The sequence below is a fragment of the Alkalihalobacillus phoenicis genome (assembly GCF_047302405.1).
GTDB lineage: Bacteria > Bacillota > Bacilli > Bacillales > Bacillaceae_D > Alkalihalobacillus.
Genome location: NZ_CP154853.1, coordinates 4,214,749 through 4,236,876, shown reverse-complemented (window position 1 = coordinate 4,236,876; position 22,128 = coordinate 4,214,749). Strand labels below are relative to the sequence as shown.

Annotated in this window: 13 protein-coding genes; 11 read left to right on the top strand and 2 right to left on the bottom strand. The window is 36.7% G+C overall.

What is annotated here, in order from left to right; translation table 11 throughout:
* Positions 1–74: 74 nt before the first annotated feature.
* Positions 75–6,647 (bottom strand): immunoglobulin-like domain-containing protein, encoded by a 6,573-nt coding sequence (locus AA0017_RS19915; RefSeq protein ID WP_413377290.1) that lies wholly within the window; start codon positions 6,645–6,647, stop codon positions 75–77.
* Positions 6,648–7,015: 368 nt separating this feature from the next.
* On the opposite strand from AA0017_RS19915, the gene AA0017_RS19910 reads away from it, so the two are divergent.
* Together AA0017_RS19910 and AA0017_RS19905 are read left to right on the top strand one after the other, a co-directional pair.
* Positions 7,016–9,097: a sensor histidine kinase gene (locus tag AA0017_RS19910; RefSeq protein ID WP_413377288.1), complete on the top strand. Its 2,082-nt coding sequence runs from the start codon at positions 7,016–7,018 to the stop codon at positions 9,095–9,097.
* A gap of 125 nt (positions 9,098–9,222) precedes the next feature.
* Positions 9,223–9,942 carry a response regulator transcription factor gene (locus AA0017_RS19905; protein WP_413377286.1) on the top strand — a complete coding sequence of 240 codons (720 nt, stop codon included), beginning with the start codon at positions 9,223–9,225 and terminating at the stop codon, positions 9,940–9,942.
* 261 nt (positions 9,943–10,203) lie between these two features.
* Here AA0017_RS19905 and AA0017_RS19900 read toward each other — a convergent pair whose 3' ends face one another.
* Positions 10,204–11,214, bottom strand: a complete 1,011-nt coding sequence (locus AA0017_RS19900; RefSeq protein ID WP_413377284.1) for a substrate-binding domain-containing protein — start codon at positions 11,212–11,214, stop codon at positions 10,204–10,206.
* A gap of 268 nt (positions 11,215–11,482) precedes the next feature.
* On the opposite strand from AA0017_RS19900, the gene AA0017_RS19895 reads away from it, so the two are divergent.
* From AA0017_RS19895 to manA, 9 genes are all read left to right on the top strand, one after another.
* Positions 11,483–12,793, top strand: a complete 1,311-nt coding sequence (locus AA0017_RS19895; RefSeq protein ID WP_413377282.1) for an ABC transporter substrate-binding protein — start codon at positions 11,483–11,485, stop codon at positions 12,791–12,793.
* A gap of 15 nt (positions 12,794–12,808) precedes the next feature.
* Complete coding sequence (locus AA0017_RS19890; protein WP_413377280.1) at positions 12,809–13,663, top strand: carbohydrate ABC transporter permease; 855 nt, start codon at positions 12,809–12,811, stop codon at positions 13,661–13,663.
* 14 nt (positions 13,664–13,677) lie between these two features.
* Positions 13,678–14,520: a carbohydrate ABC transporter permease gene (locus AA0017_RS19885; protein ID WP_413377278.1), complete on the top strand. Its 843-nt coding sequence runs from the start codon at positions 13,678–13,680 to the stop codon at positions 14,518–14,520.
* A 30-nt stretch (positions 14,521–14,550) separates the two neighbouring features.
* Positions 14,551–15,099, top strand: a complete 549-nt coding sequence (locus tag AA0017_RS19880) for a hypothetical protein (RefSeq protein ID WP_413377276.1) — start codon at positions 14,551–14,553, stop codon at positions 15,097–15,099.
* Between the two features lie 22 nt (positions 15,100–15,121).
* Positions 15,122–17,074 (top strand): hypothetical protein, encoded by a 1,953-nt coding sequence (locus AA0017_RS19875; RefSeq protein ID WP_413377274.1) that lies wholly within the window; start codon positions 15,122–15,124, stop codon positions 17,072–17,074.
* A gap of 29 nt (positions 17,075–17,103) precedes the next feature.
* Positions 17,104–18,201 carry a glycoside hydrolase family 130 protein gene (locus AA0017_RS19870; protein ID WP_413377272.1) on the top strand — a complete coding sequence of 366 codons (1,098 nt, stop codon included), beginning with the start codon at positions 17,104–17,106 and terminating at the stop codon, positions 18,199–18,201.
* Positions 18,202–18,205: 4 nt separating this feature from the next.
* Positions 18,206–19,138 (top strand): DUF1861 family protein, encoded by a 933-nt coding sequence (locus AA0017_RS19865; RefSeq protein ID WP_413377270.1) that lies wholly within the window; start codon positions 18,206–18,208, stop codon positions 19,136–19,138.
* A 73-nt stretch (positions 19,139–19,211) separates the two neighbouring features.
* The gene (locus tag AA0017_RS19860) at positions 19,212–20,840 is read left to right on the top strand and encodes a glycoside hydrolase family 13 protein (RefSeq protein ID WP_413377268.1); all 1,629 of its coding nucleotides are present in this window, start codon (positions 19,212–19,214) and stop codon (positions 20,838–20,840) included.
* A 152-nt stretch (positions 20,841–20,992) separates the two neighbouring features.
* Positions 20,993–21,952, top strand: a complete 960-nt coding sequence (gene manA / locus AA0017_RS19855) for a mannose-6-phosphate isomerase, class I (protein ID WP_413377266.1) — start codon at positions 20,993–20,995, stop codon at positions 21,950–21,952.
* Positions 21,953–22,128: the final 176 nt, after the last annotated feature.

Below are 22,128 nucleotides of genomic sequence, written 5' to 3'. Positions count from 1 at the left end.
TCAAAAAACAGCTTGTAGACAACCCTATAATAGATTTTGTCTACAAGCTGAAACTATGCTTTCTAACGAATATATTAGATTAAATTATCCCTTCTTGTTCGTACAATTAATAAAAATAATCCTACAAATAAAGATATCACTCCAATTAACAATATGTTATAAACAGATGTTGCAGTATTCGGTAACTCGGTGCTTTTCTTATTGTCTTCTTCTGTCACCAAGTCTTCTTCTTTCTGGTCGTTATCTAATTCACCTTCTCCTTCACGCTCATCTTCTCCTACTTCTGTGTCTGATTCTGTTCTTTTATCGTCTGAATCAACTTTGTCTTCAATGTTTTCTTCCTTTACTTCTTCTGGCGAAACCATTTCAAAAATGGTAAATGTACTAAATTTGTTGATAGTAAATTTAATTCCAATAGGTTGTCCTTCTTCATAAACAATTTCACCCTGTACTACTTTTGTTTCTCCATCAGTATGCTCAATAAAGATTCTAAGCATATCCAAGTTAATACCGTCGTATAAAACATCATCTAAAGGAAGAATAACTTCTGTATCAAATCCATTATAATTAGTCTCAATTTCTCTAGGTGTACCTAATATTTTTACTTCCTTGCCATCTTTTAGAGCTACTTCTAGCTGTTTACTTAATACTAGTCGTTCCCATACCCTGGATTTTTCTTCCTTATCTCTAAGAGGTACTATGCGGAAGAATAATTCTATTCCCTCTTGTTGAATTTGTAATAAAGATTCCTTTGACAAAGATAATATTCCTTGGTCCGTTTTAATTATTAAATCTCCAGCTATTCTTTGAACTATATCAAATGGAATTTCTATAGCCAGTTCATCAGCTAAATTATTTTTATCATCTGATAAGTAAATGGTTATATTCTCTGTTGTGTAAGCTGGAATAATTGAATCATCCACTACTAGCTTATCAATACTACTTAGTATCAACCCACTATCGCGTGCAAGTAAATTTATTCTTTGAATAGCTGATACATTCGTATTATTTGAACTCATATTAATATTTACTAGTCTTCTAGAATCTTCTACTACAATATCTCCTACTAATTTACTTTTTACTACTAGTAAAAATGTTCTTTCTAAATGTTGATTATTATTTTTAATTTCTGCCGTCATGATGACGGAGCGATCCTGGTTTTGTCGATTGACCTTACCCATTTTTCCATTAGGCAAAATAATATTTGAATTACTAGATTTCCAATAAATAGAAGACCCATAATCCCCTTCTAATAATAATTGAAAATCAACAGTTATACTTTCCCAAGAATTGTCCCCAACAAACATAAATGCCTTTTCTTTTGTTAAGGAAAGTGTGTCGACATGTAGTCTATGCAAATTTGTTAAACTTTCGTTACTTGAAACATCTTTAACTTGATTTATTACTTGAGCAATGGCCTTATTTTCAGACCTTTGGAATAACTCATTTTCTTTTGGAACGTCCGGCTTTACTAATTCTTGTATCGATTTTTCAGCTAATCGAACATACAATTTTTGTTTTTTATTCTCTTCATTGCTTAACTGGGAAATGGCATTTCTAATACTATTAATATCTTCGGCTATTTCTAAACTTATATGACGTTTAGGATCAATAACCGCTTCAACTACTTGATGATAAAGTTCGCTTTTATCCACTTCCTCTAATTGGCTAATATTAATATTTTTTAAAATCTTTCTTGCTGTTTCGATACTCCTCATATTCTGTATTTCTTTACTTATTTTCTCTTTGATTATTCTATTACTCTCTTTTTCTAAATCATTTACAACATCGATTAATCTCTTCGTCGCTTTTTCAATCGCTTTTGTGTTTGGTGACGTTGTCGTCAAAGCTTCTTCTAACGCTGATTTCGCTTTTTCGACTGCTTTATACAACGGTGCTGTTTCACTTCCGCCTGCTTTTGTATAGCGTTCTTGGTTCGTTTTCGCTTTGTCTTTCGCTTCATTCGCTGCTTGGATCGCATTCTCTAGCTCCAACGCTCCGCTTGCTTTTTCCAACTTTTCGATCGCTTCTACCAATTTCTTTGTGGCTTTTTCTATCGTGTTTGTATTTTGTGGTGTTGCGGACAAGGCTTCTTCTAACGCTGATTTCGCTTCCTCAACTGCTTTATACAACGCGGCTTTCTCGCTTCCTCCCGCTTTTGTATAACGCTCTTGATTCTTCTTCGCTTTGTCTTTCGCCTCATTCGCTGCTTGAATCGCATTCTCTAGCTCCAACGCTCCGCTTGCTTTTTCCAACTTTTCAATCGCTTCTACCAATTTCTTTGTTGCCTCTTCAATCGCTTTTGTGTTTGGTGGCGTTGCGGTTAGGGCTTCTTCTAAGGCCAATTTCGCTTCCTCGACTGCTTTATATGGTGGAGCCGTCTCGTTTCCTCCTGCTTTTGTATAGCGCTCTTGGTTCACTTTCGCTTCGTTTTTAGCCACATTCGCTGCTTGGATCGCATTCTCTAGCTCCAACGCTCCGCTTGCTTTTTCCAACTTTTCGATCGCTTCTACCAATTTCTTTGTGGCTTTTTCTATCATGTTTGTATTTTGTGGTGTTGCGGACAAGGCTTCTTCTAACGCTGATTTCGCTTCCTCAACTGCTTTATACAACGCGTCTGTCTCACTTCCTCCCGCTTTTGTATAACGCTCTTGATTCTTCTTCGCTTTGTCTTTCGCTTCATTCGCTGTCTGGATCGCATTCTCTAGTTCTAACGCTTTGCTCTCTTCTTCTAACTTTTCGATCGCTTCTACTAATTTCTTCGTCGCTTTTTCTATCGCTTTTGTGTTTGGTGGCGTTGCAGCTAGGGCTTCTTCTAACGCTAATTCCGCTTCCTTGACTGCTTTATATGACGGTGAGGTCTCACTTCCGCCTGCTTTTGTATAACGCTCTTGGTTTGCCTTCGCTTTGTCTAAAGCTTCATTCGCTTTCTTGACGGCATTGGCTAGTTCTAACGCTTTACTTGCGTTTTCTAGTGACTCTATTGCGTTTTGTACCATTAACACTGCATTTTTTATATTAGCTCTATCTTTCACTTCATTTTCTAATAAATTTTCTAAATACATTTCCGTAACTTCTAAGTACATAAAAATAATATCGCTAGTAGTACCACCAGCATTAACATAACGCTCTTTTACTCGTTCAGCTATATTAATAGCTTTTGTATTCATTTTTTTACTTTCTAATTTATCTACTTCTATGATGCTTATTTGAATGGTTTGATTAGTTTTAAAAGATTTATTATAAATAATTATATCTAGATTAGATAATTGACCTGTTTCATTCTTTTCCTCACCTAATACAATTATGCCATCCACATCATATACAATAACGCTTGCTCCAGATGGAACATTCCTCACATGGACTACATTTGTTGCCGACTCAGCAAGTACTTGTTCCTCTGCTAATTGATTAGAGCGCACTTGTGCTACTTTCTCCGCTCTTTCACTTTCTGAAAATTTCGGGAACGTATAAGTAACTTGCACGATTTCCCCTTCTTCTAAAGGTACATCGACAAACTGAATCGTCCCACTGACATTTTCTTTTATTTGGATAGGAGTGTCTTCCCCAAACTTATACAAATTAACAGTAGTATGTGCGGGAACATTTTGAATGTCGACCGTGTTGTCCGTCGCATTGACGACAATATCTTCTGGCATCGGTGCTGATGATGGATCATATGTTGCTTCTGTTATTAGAAACTCACTTTCTAATTCGCCTGGCTTTTTTAACGTCACTTGAATCGATTGTTCATGATCAAGAACATTCGAAGCCGTAATAATCAACTCATCAGATCCGCTCCCATTCGTCGCTTCTCCAATTTTGTCACCTGACATGTTATAAACTGTTACCGTTGCTCCTTGTGGTACATCTTTAACGATAATCTCATTTGTTGTCGCATTCGCTCGAATTTTCTCTAGTAACAAAACTTCCGTTTGATTCTTTACGAGAACCTCCTGCTTTTCACTTTCTAATTTCCCTTCAGTTGTTACTGTCACATCGACTTTTCCAACATCCATACCTTCTGTTGAGAGCGTAATTGTACTCGTTTCTGGATTTTCATTCTCCCCAAAGCCAATTAAGTCTCCCTCTTTTGAATACACTTTCACTATCGCGTTTGCTGGAACATTTTGAATGTGTACTTCGTTTGTTGTCGCATTCGCAATAATGTCCTCTTCCTTTAATAACTGACTGCGAACTTGGGCTGCTTTAGCTATTTTTAAACTTTCTTCTTTATCTTCTTCTGTGAAGGTGACTTGAATCGTTTCCCCTTCATTTAACGTAACATTTGTAAATACAACCGTACCATCGACATTTTCTTCGGTATAAAGTAATTCATCCCCTTTATACAGTTTCACCGTTGTATTGTTCGGAACCTCTTTCACTTGAACGGTTCCATCAGTAGCATTCGCAATAATAGCATCCTCATTTGGAGGATTTGTTAATTCTTTTTCTACTTCTCCTGGTGGAGGTGGGGCAGTCGGATCCTTTTCAATTGGCCCGAAAGGCTCTCCATTCTTCAAGGTAATTCCTGGCTCTTGATCAACAAACAAATAAGGTGAAAGAGCAGTGTCTGATAAATTAAAGACGACAAACCCTAAACGGTATGTACCCGCTATATCGGCTGTAAGACTAGCTGTTTGCCACCCAGTACTACCATAATCACCTGTTGAATAATTACCCGTCCCTAAAACCGTCGCTCCTAATATACCTACGTCTGCTTTTACTCCGTTAACGATAGGCACACTAGTTGGGTTATCTATATTAACGAATGAAACAAATGAGGCATCGTTAAATGGACTATAATCCGTTGCGATATAATTCCAAGACATCGTAAATGATTCGTTAGCACCTAGTTGTATATCTTGATAAATATAAGCAAAATTTGTTGTGTTTGGAAATTGTCCGAGAATGTAAGCTTTACTAGCTTCTGATAGTAATAATTCATCAGATACCAGATTAAAAACATTACTACTACCTGAAGGAATTAAAACAGCCATTTTCGTTTGATATGGTTCTACTGTCCATTGATTCTGCCCAGCTGAATAGACACCACCTGTTGTGCTCGTTACAGTTCCATACGTTTTCCAGCCTTCAAGATTTTGCTCAAATCCTGGATTAATAAAAGAACTGTCAGTAACTTGTATCATCGTTACAAAACTTTCAAGTTCTCCTTTTTTAGTGATAGTGACACCAATTTTTTGTAAATCAAGTAAATTTGGTATTGTAAATATGGCATCCTCATTTGATGGACCCGTAGCATATTCACCGATTTTTTCGTTTGTATCTACGTTATAAATGGTAACGATCGAATGAGCTAATACATTTTTAACGGTTACCTTATTTGTATTTACATCTGTCATAATACGGTCAGCCTCTACTTCAGTACTGCGAGCTTGGGCTTGTTTTGCCGTTTTATCACTTTCTGCTTTATTAGCTTCGGTAAAAGTAACATGTACCGTTGTTTCAGGAGTGAGCGTTATGTCTGTAAAAATGACATGACCATTCGTCACTGTTTCTGTACGAACTTCCTCTTCCCCAATATATAGTTTTACAGTCGTATCGGAAGGAACATCAAACACTTCAACTGTCTGATCACTTACGTTAGCCAGTATGTTGTTAGCTGAAGGTGCTGTTGTTTGTGTAACTTCTTCGACAACATATAATGTTTTGTTCATCGTTATCGTTACACTCTTTATACTATCCGTTGGTAAACCTCCGTACTCGACAATATAACCATTAACAGGTTCTGTGTTAGAAAAATCATTCCATTTTCCATACTGTCCCCAGTGCGGCGGAGTTGGACCAAAAATATGGGCAAAGTGTTCGCTTCCATTATTATTTGGTTCTCCTGCTAGCCAGTTATGATAATGTCCACCTACTGAACTTCCATTAGCTGCTCCTGACCAAAATTGGGTTCCTTTTTCTGGACCTGTCACCCAATGCCACTTTCCTTCTGCATCAGCTTGGCTGTTAAATGTAGGCGACCCTAATGCTTCATTGAGCGTTTCATAATCATCAGATGCACCAATCCAACCTTGACCTGTCGTTTTTTCTTTTACAAAGTTATTTTCCTCTTCACTGGTAATCGTCGCTAAATAGCCTTGACGTCCATATAAATTACGCTCTTCAGCTGCAAGTTTTGCCTCTTTCCACGAAATCCCTTGTGCAGGAACAAACTCGTAAAAATGTTGCGTTGGTTCAAAGTACAATGCATTTCCGATTGTAAAAACAATCAAACGCTCTTCTAAGTTTGTTGATGTAGTGGAAAACTCCACACTTCTTAAGGCCGCTTGATAATTTTGAAGCGTTGCATTTCCACTAAGAGTTAAGACCCCATTAGTTTCATTATAATTTCCAGTAATCCCACTTTGATTACTAAAATGCAACTTATCCCCTTGCTTAACGTTATTAATAATAACCGTTGCACTTTCTAAAGTAGATATATCAGAAATAGAAATTGATAATTCTGGATCTACCTTCCCTATATTTCCTCCAACTTCTACTGATGGCACATAAGATGAAGCAAAAATACCGTTGCCTTCAGCTATCACTTTTTGTACATTTATATTAGCAAAAGATGATAGGACAATTAGGATAGCTAAAAAGACCTTTAAAAATTTGTTTAGTGTTTTATTTCTTAACATATTAGTTGCCAACTCCTTTCTTCATTAAAAAATTTTTTTCTTTCGTAAAATAGTAGATTGCTATGTTTTAAAAAGCATTCATAATAATATAAAATAAATATAAGAGCGGTTTCATTCCATACTTCATAATCATCGAGTGTTTTAGATAGTTTTTCATCAACTCCTTTTCAAAAAAAAGCATTTTATTTGTATAACTTGAAAAAATAGGCATAACCCTCTTAATAAGAGGTAAATCCAATTCCCTAAATCACTTCGACAAAATTTGAGTTACTTCTATCCTAATTATAAAGTAGTAATAATAGCCTAGACTATGTAATTTTTTTAGAAACTAGGTAAAAGTTTCTTAACCTTAAAAGGCGGAACATGACATGAAAATTAAAAAAATTTATTTTCTAGCTTTCTTTCTATCAATTTTTACTTTCACTCCCCCTATAGTCGAGGCTGGGGATAACTATCAACACGAAATAAACCAGGGACACTTAGACATTAGCGAAGTTCCACTGGCTAATCAGGTTATAGCTTTGGAAGGGGACTGGGCGTTTTATTGGAATGAATTATTAACCCCAGAAGACTTTAAGCCTCATACCTCTAGATTAAATAACCATACATATATTCAAGCACCTAGCACCTTCGAAGAGGCTGAATATTCAGGAAATAAAACCCTTTCAAACACTGGGTTCGGGACTTATCATCTAAGAATGACCGTAAATAAAGAAGACATCAACAAACTAATGGCTTTGTATATACCATCCGTCGCTTCCTCCTTTAAATTATGGGTAAATGGAGAGCTGCTTGCATCAAATGGTGTAGTTGGTACTGACAGACAAAGTATGAAACCAAAATCCTATTCTCAAACAGCTTCATTTGTTCCACAATCGACTGAAATTGAAATTGTTATGCAAGTTTCTAATTTTTCGCAAAGAAAAGGTGGAATGTGGGCCCCAATTAAATTTGGTATTGCTCAAGAAATTAACAAACAAAGGGAATTAAATTTTATTCAAGAGTTATTTATTGCTAGTACACTTCTTGCTCTCGGTTTTTATCTTTTGTCTTTCTACTTTTTTCGAGCAACAACTAAGCTACCTTTATTTTTAGGTCTTTTATGCCTTTTCATTTCAATCCGTACTCTTTTGGTTGGAGAAATGTTACTTATATACTTATTTCCTACTTTTTCATGGGCAGTAAGTGTTAAATTAGAATATCTAACCATTTATGTTGGGCTTATGGTCGTTACGATTTTTTTATTCTATCTCTTCCCTAATGAAATGAATCGTAAAGTCGCTCATGTGCTCGTTGTTATTAGCATTTTGTTTAGTCTGACTACACTATTTCCAGCTTATATTTTTACTCACTTTATGAAAGCTTTTGAAGTTTTTTTAGTAATTACGTTTTTCTTCTATCTTTATACCGTTACACTAGCTTTAACTCGAAAAAGAGAGGGAGCCTATCTAAATTTCTTCTCAATTTGTTTCTTAATGTTAGCAGCAGTTAATGACATCTTGTATTATAATTCTTTGACCCATAGGGCAGACCTTACGAATGTTGCTGCCTGCATCTTTTTATTTGCCCAAACCATTATAATTGCTAAAAAGAATTCAAAAGTCTTCTCTCAAGTAGAATCATTATCAGAAGAAATCCAAAAAGCAAATACAAAGTTAGAACAAAAAGTTAAGGAACGAACACTAGAGTTACAAGAAAAAAATGACAAACTCCAATCTATTGAACAGTCCAGAAAAGAGTTTTTTTCTTCTGTTGCTCATGAAATCGGTACACCTTTACAATCGATTCAAGGATATATTCAACTTATACAATCGAATTTACAATCTAAAGAGCTGGAAAAATATTCGAACATCGCTTATGAAAAAACAAAGTTACTTAACCATTTAACAAAAGACTTACTTGTTCTAGCTAAAATGGATGAAGGCTATTTTGAGTTTATTTTTGAAGAAACAGAACCAGTTCCCTTACTTGATTATTTATTTAATCGCTTCAAATTTGATATAGAAAAAGCAGGGATAAATTATGAATATATACAGCCGTCGAATCTTCCAGAAGAATATACATTATTGTTGGATATCGATATCGTTCGTTTCGAACAAGTTATCTCTAACATCATAAGCAATGCTATAAAGTTTACTCCACAAGGTGGCTCTATTCTTATGAAAGGAAGCTTTAAAAAGGAAACGGAATATCAAAAAGAAGTGGGAATCTTTCAAATTGAGATATGTGATAACGGGGTCGGCATAGAACCTACATTAGTTCCAAATATTTTTAAACGTTTTGTTAAAACTAAAGACCCCTTAATTAAAAATTCAGGATCTGGTATAGGCCTCGCCATTTGTAAAGAAATTATTGAAAAGCACGGAGGAACTATTTCAGCTAAAAGTGTTCTTGATGAAGGAAGTTGTTTTTTGATTAAACTTCCTGTGCAAGTAATCAGAAAAGCGTAATCTTTTCAGGAAGCTTACAGTTATTTTTATAAACTCTAGATAAGCTGGCTACCCGACGTTTTCATCAAGGTCTGAAAATAAAGAGTAGTTAAGTTGTTTTTATAAAAATTTAAAGGAGACTCTAAATGAACTCAACCATTTTAATATTAGAAGATGATATAGATATTCAAAATTTTTTAATGACCGCTCTTCAGGCTAACGGGTTTGATACGATTGCTAGTTCGACTGGGTTTAGTGCACTGGAATTATTTAAATCGGAACAACCAAATTTAGTCTTGCTAGACGTTCAACTGCCTGATTTAAACGGGTTTGAGGTTTGTAGAAAAATAAGGGAACTTTCCAATGTCCCTATCATCTTTGTTAGTTGTTTAGACGATGGATTTGATGTCATTCACGGGTTAGAGTTAGGTGGAGATGACTATATAACAAAACCATTTGATTTGTACGAACTTACTGCCCGAATTAAAGCAAACTTGCGAAGAACTCCTATTATAAATGAAAGATTAACTCATAACCCTCTCTCCATTCAAATGCCAGAGAAATTAAAGACGAATAAGATTACTTTCAACTTTCACACACAAATGGTTTTAGTAAACGGCGAGAACATCTACTTGTCCAATAAGGAATTCCAAATATTATCAATTCTCGCCCAATATCCGAACAAAACATTTAGTGCACAAGAACTGTATACAATGATATGGGGGGTTGAAAGCCTTGGAGAAACAAGAACACTGAAGGTCCACATTAGCAATTTAAGAAAAAAATTAGAAAGTTCCACAGGCCACTCAACAATAATTAAGACAGTTAAGGGATTTGGATACCAGCTTTGTACTGATAAACTTTAACCCCATAATCCGTAGCATAAATGAAATAGGCTCTTTTGTATTCGGTAATATCACCTTCAAAATCTAGGAGCATTATCTTTCTGCTCCTAGACAATCATTATATCCATATAATTAAAAACGCAGATCTGCTTATTCACTACCCCATAAAGTGCCGTAAACACACACGATACTTAATTATAGTCGTGTATACTCATAATCATTAAACTACCCTTCTCCTCCACTTGACTGTAACGTAACAAACTTTCAGCAAAGAACTCCTTACTATACACTCAACCCTCTTACCGACTCACGTTCAATTAAATCAGCATCAATACTTATCTTTTCTGTTGAAATCTCTTTGTCTTTGAGCTTCGCAATAATACGGCTAATCGCATAGTCTGCCATCGTATCTTTTCGTACACGCATCGTTGTAATTTTCGGTTCGGAGAAAATACTATGAGTGACATCATCAAACCCAATCACTGAACAAGTCCCTGGCACAGACTTCCCATTTGCTTGTAGCTTTTTAATGAGATCATATGCCGCTTTATCATTGTTACATATAAATGCAGTCGGCAAATCGTCCCCTAATTTATAATCAATTTCATTCTTTTCATCGTCACGCTCTTTGATCATATATTTCTCTTTCACTTCTAAATCATATTCAAACATCGCTTTACAGAAGCCTAAGTATCGATCCATAATGCTTTTTGTCATTTTCATGTTACCGACAAATCCAATTTCACGATGTCCCTTGCTAATTAAATAATTTGTCGCCATATAACTTGCCTCAAAGTTATTCGTCACAATACTATCGAGCTCCAAATCACGCATCGTAAAGTCAACGAGTACAATTGGAAGGTCATACTTCATCATTTCTTGAATGTATTCCTCCGGTAACTCCCCTAAAATAACGAACCCATCAGCCTTTTGTTCTTTACAAATATTCGGCAACTCTAAAACCTTTAATTGCGACTTACGTACGACTGATAAAAATAAGTTATATTGATTCTCCTCAGCTGCTTGATACAAATGCTTAAAAATATTTACATAAAAATTTTCATCTTTTTCTAAAAATAATTCTGAAACCAATACCCCAATATTATTGGTAATCCCCGTTTTTAACGTTTTAACCCCAGGATTATAACGATATCCTAATTCATCTGCCACTTTTAATACCTTTTCTTTAACTTCATCAGATATATCATTTCTATTATTAAATACTTTTGAAACCGTTACTTTACTTACTCCAACAATATCAGAAATATCTTGCATCGTTACTTTCTTACTCACTTCCCACACTCCTTAATAACGTAATAAAACAACTCATCTTTAGTTAAACTAATGTAAAATAGTTACATCATCTTCTTTTTTATATAATTAAATTAACATGTTACGTAATTTTTGTACACAATAAACAACTACATTATATAAATTATAACTCATAATTAAACAATGTAAGCGCTTGACACCCTATTTAGCACTATGCTAAATTTTAAATACAAACAATTTAAATAACGTTATTAATAACGTAAATTTTATTTAGTGAGGGGATAAATAAATGGCTCTTTTTAAAAAAGTAAAACTTGTAACGATCCTTGTTGTATCTCTTCTTCTATTTTCCGCTTGTAGCAATGGAGGGAAGAGTCTTTGTGGAGAAGGAAACAATGTTTTTACCTTCGCAACTTGGGCTGCTGGAGAAGAATTGAAAGAATTTAATGAAATTGTAGATCGCGTTAATGAAAACGCTAATGGAGAATACACAATTAAAACTTTAAGTATTCCTTCTGACTACTATATTAAAATTTCAACACTAATTTCATCGAACAACTCACCAGATTTCTTCTGGATGACACAGGAATTAATTTCTCGTTATGCTGATTTAGGTGCAATATCAGACCTTTCAAGTCACCTAGAAGAAAGTGAAAATTTAAAACCTGAATATTTTTATGAAGGCGTACTAGCTTCGGCAACACATGATGACAAATATTACGGTGTACCTTGGATCGCTAACCCATTAATGATGTATTACAACAAAGATTTATTTGACGATGCAGGCATTCCATATCCAAGCCCAACGGAAGATTGGACTTGGGATGAATTCATTAAAATTGCTAAGCAACTAACCACTCAAAAAGAAGATACTAACGGAAACAACTATCAACAATTCGGAACCGTGGTAGATGGTTGGCCGAACATTGAAACATTTATTTGGGCTGGTGGTGGAGACATCATTGGAGAAGACGGAGAAGAAGTTTTATTAGACTCTGCAGAATCGTTACAAGGATTAGATATTTTAAACGATATTCTTGTTTCAAACATTACACCATCTTATGCAGAAGTATCTAGCTTAGGGTCGAATAATGTTTGGTTTGAAAAACAGCGTTCTGCCACTTTCATGGGTGGTATTCAAGATAACTTTGAAGAAAAAATTTCTAAATTGCCTGCTGATGAACAGTTTGAAATCGGTTACGCTCCGATGCCAGTTGGCTTAGATGGACAAGCACACTCGTTTGACTGGACCGCTTCAACCGTAATGAAAATAGAATGTAGTGATGACGAATTAGCTTTCCAAGCATTAGAAGATATGACATTAGAATTCTTTAAATGGAAAGTCGCTTCTCCCCTACAAGGACAAGTCGATAAAGTAATCGAAATCGATCCACTTAAAGAGCCTGCTTTAGAAACGATTGAGCATGCGTTAAATATTGCCCGCTCAGCAAATTACATTTCTGAATGGAATGTTATTAATAACAGATTATGGGTTGAGCTTTACACAGGGATGTTAAATGACCCAGGTGTATATGACTACCATCAAAAAGCAAAAGAAATTGCGGAATTTTCGCGTGAACAAATAGCGAACCGCAAATAAAACGGAGGATAAACTATGCCAAAACAACGTGTCGGGTTTTATTTTATACTCCCTTGGTTGATCGGATTAATTGCCTTTACCATCTTTCCAATGCTTGTTGCACTCTATGTATCGTTAACTGACTGGACAATCATTGGGACACCAAACTTTATTGGCTTTGAAAACTTTGAAAGAATTTTTAACGACCCAATGTTTTATGAATCTTTATGGATTACGGTAAGATATGCGATTTTTGCTGTTCCTTTAACGATTGCGACTGCCTTTATGGTAGCAGTGCTCTTAAATAATAAATTGCGATTTGTTGGTATATACCGAACGATTTTTTATATGCCAGCCATCGTATCAGGGGTTGCCGTTGCAATTGTTTTCAAATGGGTGTTGGATCCAAATTATGGCGTAATCAACTCTCTCTTAAACCTTATTGGACTAGAAGGACCTAACTGGTTATATGACCCGAACTGGGTCCTTCCCTCCTATTTAGTCATGGCCTTATGGGGGGCGAGCGGAGGATTACTCACATACCTAGTTGGATTAAAGGATATTCCACAAGAACTATACGAATCGGCAGAATTAGATGGGGCGAACTTTTTGCAAAAGGTTCGACACATTATGATGCCACTCATAACACCGATTATTTTTTATAACATGATCATGGGAATTATCGCGGCATTTAGAAAGTTTACGGACGCCTATATTTTAGGTGGGGCAGGTAATCAAGGGACGTTCTATATGGTGTATCTATATGAACAAGCCTTCTCTTTTTACAATATGGGATATGCTACCGCACTTGCTTGGGTACTATTCGTTATTATCCTCGGCCTAACAATTATAGTTAATGTCAGCAAAAAATATTGGGTTCATACAGGATAAAGGGGTTGTACGAAATGAACAAAAAGAATAAAAAGAGTCGGATCGGAAAGTTCTATCTATACTTCTTCCTCACATTAGGATCGGTCGCGATGTTACTGCCATTCTTTTGGATGTTAAGTACAGCTCTGAAACCAGATAGTGAGATTTTCACTGTACCGATAAAATGGCTCCCAACGGTCTTATATTTAGAAAACTTTGTTAGAGCTATGGAAGTTATTCCGATTGGCAGATACATGTTTAATACATTCTTAATTGCTGCCCTAAAAATTGGTGGAGAAGTCTTTGTCTCAGCTTTAGTTGCATACGGCTTCGCACGTTTTAAATTTAAATATAAAAACGCCTTATTTATGCTTTTACTTGCGACAATGATGCTTCCTTACGAAGTAACAATGATTCCAACGTTTATCGTTTGGTCAACCCTAGGATTTTCCGATAGTTATGTACCATTAATCTTACCGGCTTACTTTGGTTCAGCTTCTTTTATCTTCTTCTTACGAATGTATTTTGAAACATTTCCAAAGGAGCTAGAAGAATCAGCAATTCTCGATGGGGCAAATTATTTTCAAATATTCATCCAAATATTTATTCCATTATCAAAAGCTGCTCTTGTCACAATTGGACTTTGGTCGTTTATGGGTACATGGAATGACTTATTAGGACAACTTATTTACATTAACTCACCAGACAAATATACAATCCAACTTGGACTTGCTTCTTTTAGTAACATGACTGGTGAGACTTTATGGGGCCCATTAATGGCCGCATCATTCTTGGCCTTACTACCTGTTATTTTATTCCTACTGTTTGCACAACGTTATTTTACAGATGGAATTAAAATGTCAGGAATTAAAGGATAAAACATACACGACATTTAGGGGGAGATTTACATGTTGAAAAAAGTTTTTATGTCCATCGGTTTTATCGCAATTCTTGGCTTAGCAGTAGGTTGTCAGCAACAAGAAAGTGCTGAAGACTTATTCTTCTACACACAATCAGCAGAAGAAATTGCTGATTGGACTTCTATGGTAACACCTGGTGGCGGAGAAGGTTCTGCTTCTCTTGGTGACGACGTAGCGATTGTACAAGCTGCAGAAGATGGTTGGGGTGGCGTACAATCCGAGCCTATCACGCTTGATTTCTCTAAGGATCCCATGTTCTTCATTCAAATTAAAGAAAGTGCTGATGAATTCCAATGGGGAGCAAAGTTTGTTCCAACTACACCTGAGATTGAAGAGCATGCATGGGGCGTATATTTAATTGAGGATAACAACTTTAAATGGAACAATTATGCTGCAGTAGATATCGCAGACAAAGTTGGCGAAGACTTTATCAGCTTATATGGTGAAGAAGTAGAAGGTGTGATTTGGGTGTATGCAACTGGCGGCCCTGAAGCTGAAGTAGAAGTAACAGAAGTTAAAATGTTAAATCAACAATAATTTTATTAAGGGGGAATGTTGTATGAACTTCCTTAATAGAAAAATAGGTTTACTTGCAATGGCCATTATACTCGTAATGGCCGTTGCTTGTAATAAGGAAGAGACTACGATGAATGAATCGAGCTTCAACAAAAACCTACAACGTGTCGAGTTATATAATCAAAATACTCCAAAAGACTATAAACTAATTAACTGGAAAGAAAGAGCTATGCTATTTGATGAACTTGTATTCAACGCTGAAGCAGATGGAAAGTACCTCCCCTTAATATGGGAAGATACAACCTATCAATCTTTTGGTCTACCCGCTTATGTCGGGGATGGGCGTCTTCACAATGACGGAGCACAGGAAGCTGTCACGAATATTGCTGCGATTGTAAGTGCTAGTCTCTTAGGCACTGATAAGTCAGGAGACAAAAATTATGTCGAGCAATTAAGTGCTTTTTTTAGTGAACAAGAACAAATCGTCTTGAATAACCCGGCTGGTAGCAGTGAGACGACTTCGATGTGGTACTTGCTATACCCTACCATCCTCTTTGCACATGTATCTGATTTATATGAAGACGAAGACGTGTTACGTGAGCAAACATTAGCAGCCATCGAAAGCTGGTATCAAGCTTACGTAATTATGTACGATACTGGCGAACCAGACTTTGACTATACTGGGTTCAACTTCTTAACAATGGAACCGTATCGTAATGGTGTATGGGAGGAGCCAGACAGTGCCGTCGGAATTGGTCTTCTTATGTATTACGGCTACGAAATGACAGGCGATGAGAAATATCTTGAAGCAGCCATCAACACGATGGATTATATGGAAACTTATTTTGGTAGTCCATTATATGAGGCCTTAATGTACTTTGGCCCTTATTTAGCAGCGAAATTAAACGCTTTCCACGGAACGAATTACGACATTGAAAACTTCTTAAATGATAATTTTAATGCTTCTTCTATTCCACGTGGTGGCTGGGGTTCTATCGTTGGTCATTGGGGCGAATATGATATAAATGGGTTGTACGGCTCAGCATCAGACGGTGGTGGCTACGCATTCTCAATGAATACGTTCGCAGCAGCGGGAGCGATTGCACCGACTGTTCAATACGACCCTCGCTTTGCCAAAAGCATCGGGAAATGGATGTTACATGCAGCGAGTAATTCACGTTATTATTTCGCAACGGAAACAAACCCAACCAATCAATCTTGTACGTATTTTAACAATGAATGTAACGACATCGACCCGTTAATTAAAAAAGCGATTCCATATGAAGGAATTAGAAAAGATAGCCAAGGACGTACCCCATGGTTTGGCGGAGACCCGACTGTCTATGACTGGGCAGAAACAGACTTTTCTTTATATAGCGGAGCACATACTGGCATTTTTGCTGCACTAATTGAAGAAACGAATATTGAGAAAATCCTTCGTTTAGACTTACAAGCAACACAATTTTTTAATGAACATGATTTTCCAACATCTTTGTTTTTCAACCCATATGAAGAAAAGAAAGAAATTGAATATGAGGTTCAATCAGAAGATGCGGTTGATTTATATAATTCCATGAAAAATTCGATTGTAGCATCAAATGTAACAGGTGCTACAAAAGTGACCATAGAGAGCGATGATGCTCTCGTTCTTATTGAATTACCAGCTGGCTCAACGATTCAAAACGAAGATAAAAACTATTACGTCGACAATAAGTTTATCTCTCGTGATGTTGCAACGATAAATATTGTTAATCTCAATAACAACGATAGTGTCTCAGGGAAGTTCACCGTTGAGCTTCTTATCGCCGCTAACTATGAAGCAGAAATAGACAAAGTTACAGTTGAAATTGACGGAGAGTCTTTTACATTTAAAGCAGATGAGAAAATAGAGCTTCATACTAAAGATTTCTCGAATGGAACAAAACGCCTTTCAGTGGTAGCAAAAACTACTGATGGTTCTATAGACAAAAAATCTTTACGACTTCAATTTAAGTGAGTATCATTCCAAAAAGGTAGGTTAACAAAGTGAGTATTAAGATCAGTAGACATCTAAAAAACCCAATCATCAAAACAACTGACGTAAAACCATCTCGTTTAGATTTTCATGTAGATGGTGCCTTTAACGCAGGAGTAACGGAATACAAAGGAGAAACGATTCTATTACTTCGTGTAGCTGAAAGTGTAAAGACTGACAACGAACTTGAAGTCAAACTTCCTTTTTTAGAAAAGAATAAGGATAATAAATACTCTCTAACAGTTAAAACATTGCATAAAGAAAACGATGCTCATTTATACGACTTTTCTGATTCAAGAGTCATTTTGAATCGTAAGGACAACCCTAAAACCGTATACTTAACATCGCTTTCTCACCTTCGAATCGCCCGCAGCACTGATGGGGTACATTTTGAAGTAGAGGACAAACCGTTTATCTTCCCTGAAGGCAAGTATGAAACATGGGGTATTGAAGATCCACGTATTACTAAGATGGAAGATTGGTACTACATTAACTATACAGCTGTATCAAAATTAGGAGCAGCAACTGCTCTTATTCGTACGAGGGATTTTATCGATTATGAACGAATGGGGATTATCTTCCCTCCAGAAAATAAGGATGTGTCTATTTTCCCAGAGAAAATAAACGGTAAATACATCGCCTACCATCGTCCAGTACCGAAAGCATTTGGAAATCCCGATATTTGGATCGCGACTTCCGATGACTTGCTTACTTGGGGGAACCATCAACACCTTTTATCCGTAGCCGAAGATGATAACTGGGAAAATGGACGTATTGGTGGCGGTGCACCATCCTTTAAAACAGAAAAAGGTTGGGTTCATATTTATCACGCAGCAGATAAGGACCACCGTTACTGTTTAGGTGCTTTTATTACGGATTTGAACGATCCAAGCAACATTATTGCCAAAACAAGTAAACCGATTTTAGAACCAACTGCAGATTACGAAAAATACGGCTTCTTCGGTCAAGTTGTGTTTACATGTGGTGTAACCGTTAAAGAGAACCATGTGAAAATATACTACGGGGCATCTGATGAAGTCATGGCTTTAGCAGAAATAACTATTGATGAACTATATGTCGCTTTAGGACTAGAAGATGAGGAGGAATAGAAACGTGACCTTACAATTAGTGAATCAACTATTACAACAGTTTCGAAATGGACAATCAGTACTAAACAATCCGTCGAAAATTCTATTCGAAGGGGTCGAAGGCTTTGATGTATACAATCCTACTGCACCCTTTAAATGGAATGGAGAAACATATGTAATCGGACGAGTAGAAAAACGGGATAGCGAGCATTCAAAAGCTGTATTTTTTACTTTAAATGACAAAGGAAACTATAGCCCTAAAGCTGAAATTCCTCAATATACATTACAAGATCCTTATGTTTCATTTATTGATGATAAGATTGTCTTTGGAGGAACCGAAATTTTCTCTCATCCTGAGGATCCGAACCATCTCGGCTGGAGAGCGAAATTTTACTATGGCACTGACTTAACAAACTTAGAAGAGCTAACAACTGGTCCTGAGGGTATGAAAGATATTCGGATTGTCCAGCTTAATGATGGCAAGATCGCGGTCTTCTCTCGTCCTCAAGGTCAAAAAGGCGGTCGTGGAAAAATTGGATTTGCAATTATAAACAAATTAACCGACTTAACAGCTTCTGTCATTTATGATGCACCTCTTTTGGAGCAATTCAATGATGAAGAATGGGGTGGCTGTAATGAAGCGACGCTACTTTCCAATGGAAAAATTGGGGTCCTTGGACATATCGCAAAATTCTCAGAAGGTGATGTACGCCACTACTATCCAATGACATTTTGTCTCGATCCTCTCACAGGAGAATACTCTGAAATGAAAATCATTGCCGAACGAGCAAACTTTCTACCAGGTCCAGCAAAACGACCAGATTTAGAAGATGTTCTATTTAGTGCAGGGCTAGTACGAAATAACGCTGGGAAAGCGACCCTATATACCGGTGTCAGCGATGCAGAGGTACAATCGATTGATATCATAGATCCATTTTTAGAATACGAAAAAGAATAAATAGATTGACGAATATCCGTTAGGCTGTTGAGGAAGTCTCGACAGCCTTTCATATATTAAAGGAGTATAAATGATGAGCGTCTGGTGGAGATCTGCTGTTTTTTATGAAGTGTATATGCCAAGTTTTGCTGATGGAAACAAAGATGGAATTGGAGACTTTCAAGGCTTAACGGCGAAGCTTGATTATTTTAAAGAACTTGGGGTAAACGGTCTATGGCTCACTCCCTTCTATCCATCTCCCAAAATAGACAATGGCTATGACATCTCCGATTATTATAACATCGATGAAGATTATGGAACGATGGATGACTTTGAACATTTTCTTACTCAAGCCCATAAACGCGGGATTAAAGTCATTGCCGACTTAGTGTTAAACCATACATCCTCTGCCCATACGTGGTTTCAAGAGGCGCTCTCTTCTAAAGACCATACGAAGCGAGATTGGTATATATGGAAGGACCCTGTTAACAGCAAGGAACCAAACAATTGGGAGTCGTTTTTTGGTGGTACAGCTTGGGAATATGATCAAGCTTCTGGACAGTACTATTATCACGCGTTCGCAAAAGAACAAGTGGATTTAAATTGGGCAAACCGAGAAGTCAAAGAAGCACTGTTCGATGTAATGAAGTTTTGGTTAGATAAAGGCATTGATGGCTTTCGATTAGATGTGATTAATTTCCTAACAGTGACGAATACATTCCCTGATAATCCTGTTAATGTTAAAGGAGAGCAGATTCATAAATACGATAAAGACCAAGAAGGAATTCAGCATACCATAAAGGAAATTTCTGCGTTTATTCACCAAAATTACAGAGATAAATTCCTCGTTGGAGAAGTTGGTTCTGATGATATTGACGTGCTGTCCCAATACGGTGGAGCAAATAAATTAGATGTTGTTTTTAACTTTAATATAGGAAGCATCGAAACTTACGATGTTAACAAGGTATTCTCAGCATTGGAGAAAACTGAAGAGGTCTACCAAGAAGAACAAATTCCAACCCTCTTCTTTGGTAGCCATGACATGCCAAGGTTTATTTCACGATTCGGGAAAGAAGGAGAGGAAGAAGCAAGAGCTAAACTATTTGCAACGTTCATGTTAACAGCTAAAGGTATCCCCTTCATTTATTATGGCGATGAAATTGGCATGCGTAACCTTATCTTAGACAATATAGAGAAGATGCGTGATGTACAAGGAGTTACAGCATATGAACTAGCAAAAAAGGAAGGCAAAACCTCAAAGGAAGCACTAAGTTTCGCTAATGAAAAAGGAAGAGACCAATCACGCTCCCCTATGCAATGGTCTGATTCTCCATACGGTGGTTTTTCCGAAGTCCAACCATGGATTGAAGTAGCTGACAGTGCCTCAACTATTCATGTTGCAGCACAATTAAAAGAAGAACAATCACTCTTCCAATTTTATAAAAAGCTTATCTCCATAAGAAAAGCTTACGACGTTTTCACCTTTGGTACCTATGAGCAATTAAACATACAAAATGGAGTGATAATGTTCATTCGTAAGTGGAACGAAGAACGTTTTTGTGTGCTATTAAACTTCAATGAAGAGGAAGTAAGTTTTTCATTACAAAACATCGTACTTCATCACTTTTTGTTATCTAATCATCCAAGAGAGAGACTAGACACTTCTGAAATCACCCTTACTCCATATGAAGCAATTATTGCAAAAGTAAAATTACGTACCTAGACATACAAAGGAGCACTTTGGAAGGCTGTTGGCCTTATCATCATGATTTTCTAGAAGGGCTCGCCTCATGAACAGCTCTATCGGATAGATACGGAATAGTATAAATGAATGAAATAAATAATGCGGTTTCTACAAATTATTTGGAGGTTATTATGTATAAAAATGAACCCATCTTTTTGCAACCTATTTTTCAAGAAAGAATTTGGGGTGGAAATAAATTGAAAACGGATTTTGGCTATCATATCCCCTCTAACTTAACTGGAGAAGCTTGGGTTATCTCTGCACACCCTCATGGACCAAGTATTATTAAAAATGGCCCACTTAAAGGAAAAACCTTAATCGATGCTTGGAATGATCATGGTGAGCTTTTTAACAAAAAGCCAGATAATGTAGAGGAATATCCTTTATTAGTTAAACTATTAGATGCTGCCAATGATCTTTCTGTACAAGTCCACCCCGATGATCAATTTGCTCAAAAAGCAGAAGGCGTCCCTTACGGAAAAACCGAATGCTGGTATGTAGTAAGTGCTATTGAAGGTGCAAAACTCGTGCTCGGTCATCACGCTAAGTCAAAAGTTGAGTTAGAGAAAATGATCGACAATGGCCAATGGAAAGACCTATTAAGACAAGTTAACGTTCAAGCGGGCGATTTTGTATACGTTCCAAGCGGGACGATACACGCAATTGGAGAAGGGATTGTTATTTTAGAAACGCAACAAAGCTCAGATATTACATATCGTGTATATGATTATGATCGTACCGATGCAGCCGGCCAAAAGCGCGAGCTCCATTTGGACAGATCTAAGCAAGTCACAACTGTACCACATGTAGATGCAGCTGTTGAACAGACCGAAAGAATAATAGATGGCTTAACGGAAAAAAAACTAGTAGAGGAACAGTATTTCACCGTGTATCATTGGAAATTAAATGGAACGGCTAAACTGCCATTAACACATGATTTTTTACAAGTGAGTATAACGGACGGTAACGGCTCGATTATAATAGATAAGCAGTCATTCCCTCTTGAAAAAGGGACACATTTTATCCTCGCAAATGGACTAACTTCATACGAGCTTAGAGGAAATGCCGAGTTTATTGTCTCACATGTTTAGAGAGCTTTGCTTTGACAGTTCTTTCAAATCCTTTGAAACAGTATTAATATACTAGATATTTAGCTTCCTCCGTGAGCTGCATGCTCTGCGCTTTCTGCGGGTGAAACAGGAGCCTCCGTTGCACAAGTCACTTCCGGGTCTCCCGTTTCACACTCTTCCCGCCGCTAGCAGAACTA

Coding starts and splice junctions, on each gene's coding strand:
- AA0017_RS19885 (WP_413377278.1), top strand. CDS start 13,678: ATGAACAAAAAGAATAAAAAGAGTCGGATCGGAAAGTTCTATCTATAC.
- AA0017_RS19910 (WP_413377288.1), top strand. CDS start 7,016: ATGAAAATTAAAAAAATTTATTTTCTAGCTTTCTTTCTATCAATTTTT.
- AA0017_RS19895 (WP_413377282.1), top strand. CDS start 11,483: ATGGCTCTTTTTAAAAAAGTAAAACTTGTAACGATCCTTGTTGTATCT.
- AA0017_RS19875 (WP_413377274.1), top strand. CDS start 15,122: ATGAACTTCCTTAATAGAAAAATAGGTTTACTTGCAATGGCCATTATA.
- manA (WP_413377266.1), top strand. CDS start 20,993: ATGTATAAAAATGAACCCATCTTTTTGCAACCTATTTTTCAAGAAAGA.
- AA0017_RS19915 (WP_413377290.1), bottom strand. CDS start 6,647: ATGTTAAGAAATAAAACACTAAACAAATTTTTAAAGGTCTTTTTAGCT.
- AA0017_RS19880 (WP_413377276.1), top strand. CDS start 14,551: ATGTTGAAAAAAGTTTTTATGTCCATCGGTTTTATCGCAATTCTTGGC.
- AA0017_RS19890 (WP_413377280.1), top strand. CDS start 12,809: ATGCCAAAACAACGTGTCGGGTTTTATTTTATACTCCCTTGGTTGATC.
- AA0017_RS19905 (WP_413377286.1), top strand. CDS start 9,223: ATGAACTCAACCATTTTAATATTAGAAGATGATATAGATATTCAAAAT.
- AA0017_RS19860 (WP_413377268.1), top strand. CDS start 19,212: ATGAGCGTCTGGTGGAGATCTGCTGTTTTTTATGAAGTGTATATGCCA.